12 protein-coding genes are annotated in these 10,958 nt (G+C 74.2%); 3 read left to right on the top strand and 9 right to left on the bottom strand.

Annotated features, from left to right (window positions below; genetic code table 11):
* Nucleotides 1-104: 104 nt before the first annotated feature.
* Nucleotides 105-518, top strand: a complete 414-nt coding sequence (locus ACFSHS_RS16875) for an acyl-CoA thioesterase (protein WP_376878575.1) — start codon at nt 105-107, stop codon at nt 516-518.
* 81 nt (nt 519-599) lie between these two features.
* On the opposite strand, the gene ACFSHS_RS16870 is transcribed toward ACFSHS_RS16875, so the two are convergent.
* The 9 genes from ACFSHS_RS16870 to ACFSHS_RS16830 all read right to left on the bottom strand — a co-directional run bounded on the left by ACFSHS_RS16870 (nt 600) and on the right by ACFSHS_RS16830 (nt 9,787).
* Complete coding sequence (locus tag ACFSHS_RS16870) at nt 600-1,142, bottom strand: MOSC domain-containing protein (RefSeq protein WP_376878573.1); 543 nt, start codon at nt 1,140-1,142, stop codon at nt 600-602.
* Complete coding sequence (locus tag ACFSHS_RS16865; protein ID WP_376878571.1) at nt 1,132-1,779, bottom strand: energy-coupling factor transporter transmembrane component T family protein; 648 nt, start codon at nt 1,777-1,779, stop codon at nt 1,132-1,134. The genes ACFSHS_RS16870 and ACFSHS_RS16865 overlap by 11 nt, the downstream gene beginning before the upstream one ends.
* Nucleotides 1,776-2,507 (bottom strand): energy-coupling factor ABC transporter ATP-binding protein, encoded by a 732-nt coding sequence (locus tag ACFSHS_RS16860; protein ID WP_376878569.1) that lies wholly within the window; start codon nt 2,505-2,507, stop codon nt 1,776-1,778. Before ACFSHS_RS16860 ends, ACFSHS_RS16865 begins: the two co-directional genes overlap by 4 nt.
* Nucleotides 2,504-3,067, bottom strand: a complete 564-nt coding sequence (locus tag ACFSHS_RS16855; RefSeq protein ID WP_376878567.1) for a biotin transporter BioY — start codon at nt 3,065-3,067, stop codon at nt 2,504-2,506. Before ACFSHS_RS16855 ends, ACFSHS_RS16860 begins: the two co-directional genes overlap by 4 nt.
* Before the next feature lie 116 nt (nt 3,068-3,183).
* A complete protein-coding gene (locus tag ACFSHS_RS16850; protein WP_376878565.1) occupies nt 3,184-4,818 on the bottom strand; it encodes a glycoside hydrolase family 13 protein in 1,635 nt (544 codons plus the stop codon).
* Nucleotides 4,819-4,913: 95 nt separating this feature from the next.
* Nucleotides 4,914-5,345 (bottom strand): globin, encoded by a 432-nt coding sequence (locus ACFSHS_RS16845; protein ID WP_376878563.1) that lies wholly within the window; start codon nt 5,343-5,345, stop codon nt 4,914-4,916.
* Nucleotides 5,342-6,655, bottom strand: coding sequence for an MFS transporter (locus tag ACFSHS_RS16840; protein WP_376878787.1), 1,314 nt, complete (start codon nt 6,653-6,655; stop codon nt 5,342-5,344). Before ACFSHS_RS16840 ends, ACFSHS_RS16845 begins: the two co-directional genes overlap by 4 nt.
* Nucleotides 6,652-7,659, bottom strand: coding sequence for a mechanosensitive ion channel family protein (locus tag ACFSHS_RS16835; protein ID WP_376878561.1), 1,008 nt, complete (start codon nt 7,657-7,659; stop codon nt 6,652-6,654). Before ACFSHS_RS16835 ends, ACFSHS_RS16840 begins: the two co-directional genes overlap by 4 nt.
* A gap of 55 nt (nt 7,660-7,714) precedes the next feature.
* Nucleotides 7,715-9,787, bottom strand: coding sequence for a prolyl oligopeptidase family serine peptidase (locus tag ACFSHS_RS16830; protein ID WP_376878559.1), 2,073 nt, complete (start codon nt 9,785-9,787; stop codon nt 7,715-7,717).
* Between the two features lie 211 nt (nt 9,788-9,998).
* On the opposite strand from ACFSHS_RS16830, the gene ACFSHS_RS16825 reads away from it, so the two are divergent.
* Both ACFSHS_RS16825 and ACFSHS_RS16820 read left to right on the top strand, forming a co-directional pair.
* The gene (locus ACFSHS_RS16825; protein ID WP_376878557.1) at nt 9,999-10,526 is read left to right on the top strand and encodes an HNH endonuclease; all 528 of its coding nucleotides are present in this window, start codon (nt 9,999-10,001) and stop codon (nt 10,524-10,526) included.
* Between the two features lie 64 nt (nt 10,527-10,590).
* Nucleotides 10,591-10,958, top strand: a 368-nt coding sequence (locus ACFSHS_RS16820; RefSeq protein WP_417281949.1) for an SCO6745 family protein, incomplete at its 3' end; no start/stop codon positions are given.

Here is a 10,958-nt window from a genome sequence, read left to right as displayed (position 1 = left end):
CCCCCCCCCCCCGCCCCCCCCCCGTCGTCCGTGGTGGACGTCTCGTGGCCCTGCGCCGGAGGTCACAGCCCGTGCCCGGCGGCCGTAAGGCAGGGTTGTCGCCCGTGAGGCACACGGTGCACGTCCCCATGCGCTGGTCGGACATGGACGCCTACCAGCACATCAACAACGTGGCGTTCCTCGGCTACTTCGAGATGGCCCGCGTCAACCTGTTCTTCGAGCACCCCACGCACGACGACCAGACCGGCATGCGCCGCGGCCTGGTCGTCCACTCCCACGAGATCAGCTACAAGCGGTCGGTGCTCTACGACGCCGATCCGCTGGAGATCCAGATCTGGGTGTCGGGCATCCGCGCGGCGTCGTTCACCTGCCACTACGAACTCTTCGACCACGGCCGGCTCGCGGTGACCGGCAGCACGGTGCTGGTGCCGTTCGACTTCGCCCGCGAGCGCCCGCGGCGCATCACCCCCGAGGAGAAGGCCTTCCTGCTGCGCTACACCGACGAGCAACCGGCCTGAGCCCCGGGCGAGAACGCCGATCTCGCCCGTCAGGGCGCCGGAACGGAGCGAGATCGCCGATCTCGCCCGGCGGACAGCCGGTCAGACCACCCGGGGCACCGGCCGGTCCGCACCGGTGGGGGCACCCCGCCGTACGGCCTCCTCCTCGCTCAGCGCACGGACGGGAGAGCCCTCGGCGATGGTTCCGCCCGCGAACACCGCGGCGTTGATGCCGCCTCGGTGGACCATCGCCCTGATCAGCCGCACGCCGGTCAGCCGCTCCAGATGGGTACAGGGCGGGCACCGCTTCATCCCGAACAGGAGCGCCTCCCCGACGGTGAACCAGCGACCGACCAGATCGGGCAGCTGGACCCCGGTCGTCACGAGGTTCCGGCGGGTGTCACCGGGGGTGACCCTCGCGCCGGTCTCCCGGGCGACCGCGGCGACGTCGTCCCGGTCGATGAGAGTGACCTGCTTCTCGAGGTCGGGGTACTGCGCCCAGGTCCCACCGCCGAGGGCGTAGCGGTCGCCCGCCAGGCCGCGTCCGGCCACGGCCTCCACCGACGGCAGGCGGCGCATCGGCTCGGCGGCGGCACCGGCGAGCCAGATCTCCACGACCGAACCGGCCGTCGGGTCAGCCGGCACGGGCACCTCCTCGGCGCCGGGGGACGTCGTCGGCGCCGCGGGCGTCCAGCGCCTCGCTCACCGTGTGCGCGAGCTGCAGCACCTGGATCAGCAGGGGCACCGTGGTCGTCGTCAGTCCGCGCAGGCCCCGCACGGAACCGCCGCGGGCGGCCTGCGCCTCGCGGATGCGGTCGGCGCGCTCGCTGATCAGCGGGATGAACCGCAGGGCCATCGCGATGACCAGCCCGATCCGCGCGGGGCGGAGGCCCACCCACTGCAACGGTCGGCAGATCCGCTCGATCACGGCCACCATGGCGCTCACCCGGGTGGTCGCCGTGACGACCGCCGCGGCCAGCACCAGGCACAGCAGGCGGAGCACCGTCAGGGCGCCGGTGGCGGCGTCGGTCAGGACCAGGTGCAGGACTAAGATCGCCGCGAGCAGCCACCGCACGGCCCGCGCCTGCCGGCTGAGCGCCGCGACCGGCAGCCGGGCCACGACCAGCCCGAGGAGGACCACGGCGGCCAGCGCACCGCAGACCAGCGGCAGGCTGGGCACGGCGAAGACCAGCACGCTCAGCCCCGCGAGGGCGACCAGCTTCCAGCCGGCCGGCGTCCGGTGGACGACGCTGGCCCGGGGCACGTACAGCGCCAGGGTCACCGGTGCACCATGAGCGTCCGGTAGGCGGCGACGGAGCTCTCCGGAGGCCCGTCGGCGACCACGCGGCCGCCGTCGACCACCAGCACCCGGTCGAAGTCGTCCAGCAGGTCGAGGTCGTGGGTCACGACGACGACCTGCTGCTCGAGCTCCGCGATGACCTCCGCGACCCGGCGCGTGTTCACCAGGTCCAGCAGCGTGGTCGGCTCGTCGAACACGATCCGGGCCGGCCGCATGACCAGGACGCCCGCGATGGCCAGCAGCTGCTTCTGCCCACCCGAGAGCAGGTGCGCCGGATGGTCGGCGTGCCTGGCCAGCCCGTACCGCTCCAGCACCTCCGCCACCCGTTCGGCGCGCTCGCTGGGTGGCACCCCCAGGTTCTCCAGGCCGTAGGCGGCGTCCTCGGCGACGGTCGGGTGCACGATCTGGGCGTCGGGGTCCTGGAACACGAAGCCCACCCGGCGGCGGACCTCGCGCACGTGCGTTCGGGTGTCGAGACCGTCCACGAGCACGGAGCCCGTCGTCGGCACCACCAGACCGTTGAGCAGCCGGGCGAACGTGCTCTTGCCGGAGCCGTTGGCCCCGATGATGCCGATCCGCCGCTCGGTCAGCCGGAGGTCGACGTCGGAGAGCACGACGCGGTCGCCGTAGACGTGCCCGACCCCGCGCAGTTCGATGCCGCGGGCCGGGTCCGCGACCGGGCCGGCCGTCTCCGCCCGCCGGAGCCTCACCGGGCAGCGACCGCCCGCTGCGGTCGCTCGATCACCGGGTAGCTGCGGCGCACCTGGACGGCGATGACCGCGGCGAGCACCGCCTTGATGGCGTCGCCGATCAGGAAGGGCAGCGCACCGGACACGATCGCGGCCTTGGGCGAGAGGTCCGCGACCGCGGCGAGCACGGGCACGCCGATCGCGTAGATGACGACGATGCCGCCGACGACGTTGGCCAGCACGCCCCGCGCCACGTTGTAGCGGGCCCAGAACCGCTCGGTGAGCAGCCCGACGACGAAGGCGGCGATGGGCCAGCTGAACAGGTAGCCGGCCGTCGGCCCGGCGAACACGGCCAGCCCGCCGGTCCCGCTGGCGAGCAGGGGGAGGCCGATCGCCACGAGGACCAGGAACAGCAGCTGCGACAGGAACCCGCGGCGCGCGCCCAGGATCGCGCCGGCCAGCATCACGCCGAGCGTCTGCGCGGTGATCGGCACCGGGCCCACCTGGATGGCAGGCACGAGGCCGAGGACCGCGGTGATCGCGGCGAACAGTGCGATGTAGGCGAGGTCCTTGGTCTTCACAGCATGTCTCCCGGGTGCAGGATCCGGCGTTCGTGGGCCGCGACCGGCCGTCGTCGTGGCCCGGAACGTACCGGAGCCGGGCTTACGGACCTGGCCCGCTCCCGCAACCCGGCCGATCAGGCCGTCAGCCACACCGCCGCGTCGTCGGCAAGGGTGCCGTCGCCCACGTCGGCGCTGGCCAGCAGCACCCGGCCCTCCGGCAGGGGAACGGCCGCCCCGGAGAGGTTCAGCAGGCACACGAGCCCGCCGGGACGGCGGAAGGCGAGGCAACCGTCGGGTGCCGGTAGCCACTCCAGCTCCTCGCCCGCGAACGCAGCCGACGCGCGCCGGGTCGCGAGCGCATTCCGGTACAGCGACTGTATCGACGACGGGTCGCCGAGCTGGGCCGCCACGGTGAGCGCGGCCCAACCCTCGGGCATCGGGAGCCAGGTGTCGGGCCGCGACGAGAACCCGTACGACGGCTCGGTGCCCGACCACGGCACCGGAACGCGGCAGGCGTCCCGCCCGCGCTCGGTGCGCCCCGACCGCTCCCAGATGGGGTCCTGCAGCACCTCCTCGGGAAGGTCGACGTCGGGCATCCCCAGCTCGTCGCCGTTGTAGACGTAGGCCGCCCCGGGGAGAGCCAGCTGGAGGAGGGCGGCGGCCCGGGCGCGGCGCAGCCCCACGGCACCGCCGCCGTAGCGGGTGACGTGCCGGGGCCGGTCGTGGTTGGACAGCACCCAGCAGGCCGGCGCCGGGGTTCCGGCCACGGTCTCGAGCGAGTGGGTGATCGCCAGGCGCAGCGCGTCGACGTCCCACTCGGCGGTGAGCAGCTTGAAGTTGAAGGCCAGCTGGAGCTCGTCCTCGCGGATGTATTGGGCCAGCCGGTCGTCGTCCTGCAGCCAGATCTCGCCGACCGCCATGGTTCCCGGGTACTCGTCGAGGACCGCCCGGATCCGGCGGTGCACCGCGTGCACGCCGTCCTGGTCGAACCGGTGGTCGCCGGGTGCGTGGTCGGCCAGCAGACCGGTGTCCTCCAGCGGCACCATGTCCGGGAGGCCCTCGGGCTTGGCCATGCCGTGGGCGACGTCGATCCGGAACCCGTCGACCCCCCGGTCCAGCCAGAACCGCATCGTCTCCTCGAGGTCGGCGATCACCTCGGGGTTCGCGAAGTTCAGGTCGGGCTGCTCCGGCGCGAAGATGTGCAGGTACCACTGGCCGTCGGGGACCCGGGTCCACGCGGGCCCGCCGAACACCGAAGGCCAGTTGTTGGGCGGCTCGGCGCCGTCGGGCCCCCGGCCGTCGCGGAACAGGTACCGGGCGCGCTCGGGCGACCCCGGCGCCGCGGCCAGGGCTGCCTGGAACCACTCGTGCTGATCCGAGCTGTGGTTGGGTACCAGGTCGATCGTCACCCGCAGGCCCAGGGCGTGGGCCTCGGCGAGGAGGGCGTCGAACTCGGCGAGGTCCCCGAACACCGGTTCCACGTCCCGCGGATCGGCGACGTCGTAGCCGTGGTCGGCCATCGGCGACGGGTAGAACGGCGTGATCCAGAGGGCGTCGACGCCGAGCTCGGCGAGGTAGGGCAGCCGGCTCCGGATGCCCGGCAGGTCACCGACGCCGTCGCCGTTCCCGTCCGCGAAGCTGCGGACGTAGATCTGGTAGAAGACCGCGTCCCGCCACCAGTCGGGGGAGGTCGAGCCAGCGGCTCTCTGCAGGGTCCCGCCGCGAGCGTGAAAGTGGTGGGGGTCAAGGGGTGTTCCAGCCGGCTGCACCGGGCTCCTCGAGGGTCTCGGTCGTGTGTGACGTCGCGGCCCCGTCCGGAGGCTCGCCGCGAGCGTGCGAGCGGTGAGGGGGACGGGGTCCTCGTTCAGGGGGAGAGGTCGCCGCCGGCGTCGGCGGGGAAACGGTTCTGCATGCTGCGCGCCGCCATCTCCAGGTAGCCCCAGAGCGTGGCGTCCTGCTCGGGGGAGAGGCCGAGGGAGTCCACCGCCGCCCGCATGTGGGTCAGCCAGGCGTCGCGCTCCACCGGGCCGATGGCGAACGGCGCGTGCCGCATGCGCAGCCGGGGGTGGCCGCGCTGCTGGGAGTAGGTCGTCGGCCCGCCCCAGTACTGCTCCAGGAAGCCCCGCAGGCGCACCTCGGCGCCCGCCCAGTCGTCCTGCGGGTAGAGCGGCGCCAGCACCGGATCGGTGCGCACCCCGGCGTAGAAGTGCGCGACCAGCCGGGTGAACGTCGGCGCGCCGCCGACCTCGTCGTAGAAGGTGCGCGCCGAGGGCAGGGACCGGCTCGACTCGCTCATGCCCCCGATGGTCCCTCACCGGCGGCGGGCGCCGCCACGGAACCCTGGGTGCGGCGGAACGCGACCAGCATCGGCGTGACGGCGAGCAGCCCCAGCGCGCCCGAGATCGCGACGGCTCCGCCGGCCGACACGCCTTCCGCCGCCAGGCCGGCGCCCAGCGCCCCGAGACCCTGCACGCCGTAGAGGCCGGTCACCGCGACCCCGAACGCGCGCCCGCGGTAGGCGCTCGGCACCGCCTGCACGAAGGAGACGTTGAGCGGGATGAGCCACGTGGCGCCGAGCCCGGAGACGAACATGAGCCCGACGACGACGCCGTAGGAGAGGCTGCCCGGCCCCAGCAGCAGTCCGGCCACTCCGGCCAGGGCCACCGGGCCGAGCGAGAGGACGACGAGCGGCACGACCAGCCGCTCCCGGAGGTCCGGGCGCACCAGCCGGGCGACGACCAGCCCGCCGACGGTGACCCCGAGGGGGTTGGCGGCCAGCAGCAGGCCCAGCTCGGTCGCGCCCTTGCCGAACTCGTCGGTCCAGGGAGCGGCCACGCCCTCGGGGGCGTAGGCGAACAGGGTGGCGATCCACAGGACGCCCACGATCGCGACCAGCCGTGGCGACCGGCGGATCAGCCGCAGCCCGTCGCCGGTGTCCTGCCACAGCGAGCGCGGCCCGTCGCCCGACTCGTGCACCGGAGCCGGTCGGCGCTGCAGGGTGGCCCACAGCCAGAGGGCCGAGACCGCGAACGTCGCGGCGTCGATGAGCAGCGCGGCCGCGGGATCCAGGACGGCGACGAGCGCCCCGGCCGCCACGAACCCGAGGACCTGGGCCAGCTGCAGCGTGACGTTGGTCAGGGACGAGGCCACGGCGTAGCGGTCGCCGTCGAGCACGTCGGCCATGAGCGCGGAGCGGGCGGACTCGAACGGCGGTGAGCCCAGCGAGACCAGGAACAGCAGGAGCAGCATCGCCGGCAGCGGCATGCCAGGGATGGCCATGCCGGCCAGCAGCACAGCGCGCGCGGCGTCGGTGGCGATGAGCACGCGATGCCGGGGCAGGCGGTCGGCCAGGGTCGACAGCAGCGGCCCGCCCAGCAGCCAGGGCAGGTAGCCGATGGCGAAGGTCAGCGCCGACAGGAGCGGCGAGGAGGTGCGCGCGTAGACCAGCACCGTGAGCGCCACCCGCGCGAGCTCGTCGCCGGCGGTGGAGAGCAGGAACGTCCCGAACAGCGGGCGGAACTCGCGGACGGCGAAGACCTCGCGGAAGGTCGCCTGCCGCGCCGGTGCGTCGGTGGGGCTGAGCCCCTCCGACGCGGGGGCGCTCAGCGGGCCCCCGTTCCGACGCCGGCGGACGCGGTCAGCAGCGGCAGCGGCGTCCGGAAGCCCTCGGCGACGAACCGCTCCTTGAGCCGCATGCGCAGCTCCCGCCCGACCTGCCACTGGTCGGCATTGGTGCTGCGGACGACCAGCCGCAGGAAGACCCCCTCGGCGGTGATCTGCTCGACGCCCAGCGACTCCGGCTCGGCGAGCAGGACCGCGGCCCACTCCTCGTCGGCGTACATGGCGTCGGCGACCTCCTGCATGACCGCGCGCGCCCTCTCCAGGTCGGTGTCGTGGGCCACCGGCATGTCGATGACCACCTGGGCGAACCCCTGGCTCTTGTTGCCGACGCGCAGCACCTCGCCGTTGCGGACGTACCAGACGACGCCGTTGACGTCCCGGAGCCGGGTGATCCGCAGGCCGACCGCCTCGACGGTGCCGATGGCCTCCCCGAGGTCGACGACGTCCCCGACCCCGTACTGGTCCTCGAGGATGATCCCGATCCCGGCGATGAAGTCCTTGATCAGGTTCTGGGCGCCGAAGCCGAGCGCGACGCCGACGACGCCGGCGCTGGCCACGATGGGCGCCAGGTTGATCCCGAGCTCGCCGAGCACCAGGACGACGGCGATGCCCATGATCACGAACGAGGTGAAGCTGCGCAGCACCGATCCGATCGCCTCGGCGCGCTGCGTGCGGCGTTCGGTGATCGGCCCGTCCGGGTCGTTCTGCGCCACCCGGTTGCGCAGGGGCCGCAGGATCGTCGGGACCGCTCCGGTGGCGGTGCGGTCGGTGAGCCGGCGGACGGCCCGGTGGACCAGCGTCCGGACCACGGCAGCCAGCACGACCACGAGGGCGATCCGGGCCGGCGTCGCGACCAGGACCCGGGCGTTCTCGGCGAGCCAGTCCAGGCCGAACCAGTCGTAGAGCGTCTGGCAGAGCCAGTAGTCCGCGCAGTCGGGCATCGTCGAGGATGCGTCCTCGGCTGCGAGCACGGTCAGTGAGCGCGTCATCACGGTAGATACTTCCAGGCGGACGCGCCTCTGTCAGCGAGACCTGGGTCGCGTCCTACCGAGGGGCCAGGCCGGTGTGCTGCGCCAGGAAGGCGAGCTGGTCGGCCGCCAGGCCGACGGTGCGGCTGACCGCCCGCGCGCCGTGCCCGACCGAGGTCTCGCGGCGGAGCACGATCGGCGCCTCCGACGTGGTGGCGTGCTGCAGGGCCGCGGCGAGCTTGCGGCCGTGCAGGGGATGCACGCGGGTGTCGGACTCGAAGGTGGTGAACAGGACCGCCGGGTACGCCGTCCCCTCCCGGACGGCGTGGTAGGGCGAGTAGCCCAGCAGCCAGCCCAGCTCCGTGGGGTCCTCGGCGGTGCCGTACTCGTCGTTCCACGTCCGGCCCAGGCCGAACAGCTCGTAGCGGACCATGTCCAGGAGCGGCGCGCTGCAGACGACCGCCGCCGCGAGCTCGGGCCGCTGGGTCAGCGTGGCCCCGACCAGCAGGCCGCCGTTGGAGCCGCCCATCACGCCGAGCTGCGCGTGCGTCGTCCAGCCCTCGGCGACCAGGTGCTCGGCCGCGGCGGCGAAGTCGTCGAACACGTTCTGCTTGCGCTCGCGCATCCCCGCGCGGTGCCACTCCTCGCCGTGCTCGGACCCGCCCCGCAGGTTGGCCACGGCCCACACGCCACCGGCGCCCACCCAGGCGAGGGCCTGGGCGCTGTAGGCCGGGGTGAGCGAGACGTTGAACCCGCCGTAGCCGTAGAGGACGGCCGGCCGGGGCGTGTCCGGGCGGCCCGTCCCGGACAGCACGAACAGGTGCACGGGCGTGCCGTCGGCCGAGGTCGCGTGCGTCTCGACGACGGTCAGCTCGGGTACCTCACCCGCCACGTCCGCCTGCTCCCAGCCCGCCAGCGACGTCGGCGAGGCGGCGTCCCAGCGCAGCACCGACGGCGGCGTCGCGTAGTCGGTGTAGCCCACCCACGCCGAGCTGCCGCCCTCGGGTGTGGAGCTGACGCCGGAGATGCTCCCGGCGCCGAGGCCCTTCACGTCGGCGAGCCGGCCCGAGCCGTCCCCGGCCCACACCGAGAGCCGGTCGGTGGCGTCCACGGCGTGGACGGCCAGCACCTGCAGCGAGCCCTCGGGACCGTCGACGAGCGCCACGTCGGAGAGCACGGCGTCCGGGAGCTGCGGGACGACGTCCTGCCAGGCCTCGGGCACCCACGTGGCCGGGTCCGCGGGATCCGCGACGGCCAGCCGCCGGCGCGGGGTGTCCCGGTCGGACACCAGCCACAGGCGGCCGTCGCGGGCGACCCACGCGGTCGTCTGCGCGTCGACGCCGACCTGCAGCTCGCGCAGTTCGCCGTCCCCGGCCAGGTCCGCGATCCAGACGTCGTCGCGGGGCGCGGTGCCGGCCGCCCCCGACACGACCAGCCAGCGGCCGTCGCGGCTGGTGTGCACGCCGAAGTAGGTGGTCGGGTCGCTGCCCTCGCCGTGCACGAGCTCGTCGGTGTCGGCCGGCGCCCCGACCCGGTGGCGCCACACCCGCCGGTGGAACTGCTCCTCGCCGGCCGGCACCTGGTCGGGGGCCAGCCGGCGCACGTAGAACAGCTCCCCGCCGCCCGGCAGCCACGCGACGGGGGAGTAGCGGCACCGGTCGATCGGCCCGTCGAGCACCTCGCCGGTGGCGACGTCGAGCACGTACAGCCGCGACTCCTCGTCGCCGCCGGTGGACAGCTGGTAGGCCAGCCGGTCGCCCTCCCACGAGGGGGACCACGCGTCGAGCGTCGTCGTGCCGGCAGGGTCCAGGGCGGTCGGGTCCACCAGCACCCGGACGGCGCCGTCGGCCTCGCGCACCCGGAGCACCGCGTGCTCCTGGCCGGGGTCCCGGCGGGTCGAGAACGCCCGGCCACCCCGCCAGGCCGGGACGCCCACGGCCCCGGCGTGCACCAGCTGCTCCAGCCGGGCGGCGAACGCCGGCCGCATCGGCAGTCCGGACAGCAGCTCCTCGGCCAGGGCGTCCTGGGCCTGGCTCCACTCCTGGGTGCGCGGGTCGGCGTCGTCCTCGAGCCAGCGGTAGGGATCGGCGATGCGGTGTCCGTGCAGGGTCTCGACGAGGTCGAGCCGGGGGGCCTCGGGGTAGCGCATCGCACCCACGGTAGTTCCATCGGGTTCTGCCGAGACTTTCCGACTACGCCGATTCGCCCTGCTCGGGTCAGAATGGGGCAGCCCGCGGGTGTCGGAGCCACCGGCGGTCCGGGGCGACCGGAGGTGATCCGTGCCGCGTGCCGCTTCCGGGTCGACGTCGGCGGGTCACCCAGCCCCGCGCCGCGACCCACACCATCCATCGGTCCTGCCCGTGCCGTCGCCGGGCACCACGAGCGCCACCTTGCTGCTCAACGCCACGTACGAGCCGCTGTGCGTGGTGTCGAGCCGGCGGGCGATCGTCCTGGTGCTGGCCCAGAAGGCCGAACCGGTCGACTCTGCGGCGGACGTCGTGCACGCGGAGACGGTGAGCCTGCCCGTGCCCGTCGTGGTGCGCCTGACCCGGTTCGTGCGCGTGCCCTATCCGGCGTCGGTCCCGCTGTCCCGCCGCGCCGTCTTCACCCGGGACGGGCAGACCTGCGTGTACTGCGGCGGCTCGGCCACGAGCATCGACCACGTCGTCCCCCGGAGCCGCGGCGGCACCCACACCTGGGACAACGTCGTGGCGGCCTGCCGCCGCTGCAACCACACGAAGGCCGACCGGTCGCTCGCCGAGATGGGCTGGGCGCTGCCGCATCCCCCGCGCACGCCGAGCGGCGCCGCGTGGCGGCTGCTGGGCACCCGCTCGGTGGACCCGCGCTGGCGCGACTGGCTGGGCATGCCCGAGAGCGTCAGCGCTTGAGGAAGAACCCCCTGCCCCCCACCGCTCGCACGCTCGCGGCGGGCCCTTGCAGGAGGCTGAGGGCATGAGTTCTCCAGCAACCGCCCGCCGGCTGTGGGCCCTCGCCGAGCCGTTCCACGCGCTCACCTACTTCGCGCCCGAGTGCCGGGACGCCGCCGAGCAGGCCGGGCTGCGCGGTTTCTGGAACGGCTACTTCGCCCAGCGCGCTGCCCCGCTGGGCGCCACCGGGCCCGAGGTGGTGACGGCGGTCTTCTACAACTTCGCGCCCGCCTTCGTCGCCCGCCGGCTTCCGGCGGTGTGGGCCGACGTGTCGCCGGCCGCCGCCCTGGACGCCCGGCTGGCCGGGATCGACGCAGCCGTCCGCCGGGTGCTGGGGGAGGAGTGGATCGGCTCCGACGACGCCGTCGAGGCCATGGACCTGGCCGCGACGGG

It is taken from the genome of Blastococcus deserti (genome assembly GCF_042682525.1).
GTDB classification, from domain to species: domain Bacteria; phylum Actinomycetota; class Actinomycetes; order Mycobacteriales; family Geodermatophilaceae; genus Blastococcus_B; species Blastococcus_B deserti.
The sequence above is the reverse complement of the archived record's forward strand: the minus strand, read 5'-3'. Positions and strand labels throughout refer to the sequence as shown.

Coding starts and splice junctions, on each gene's coding strand:
- ACFSHS_RS16845 (WP_376878563.1), bottom strand. CDS start 5,345: ATGAGCGAGTCGAGCCGGTCCCTGCCCTCGGCGCGCACCTTCTACGAC.
- ACFSHS_RS16835 (WP_376878561.1), bottom strand. CDS start 7,659: ATGACGCGCTCACTGACCGTGCTCGCAGCCGAGGACGCATCCTCGACG.
- ACFSHS_RS16830 (WP_376878559.1), bottom strand. CDS start 9,787: ATGCGCTACCCCGAGGCCCCCCGGCTCGACCTCGTCGAGACCCTGCAC.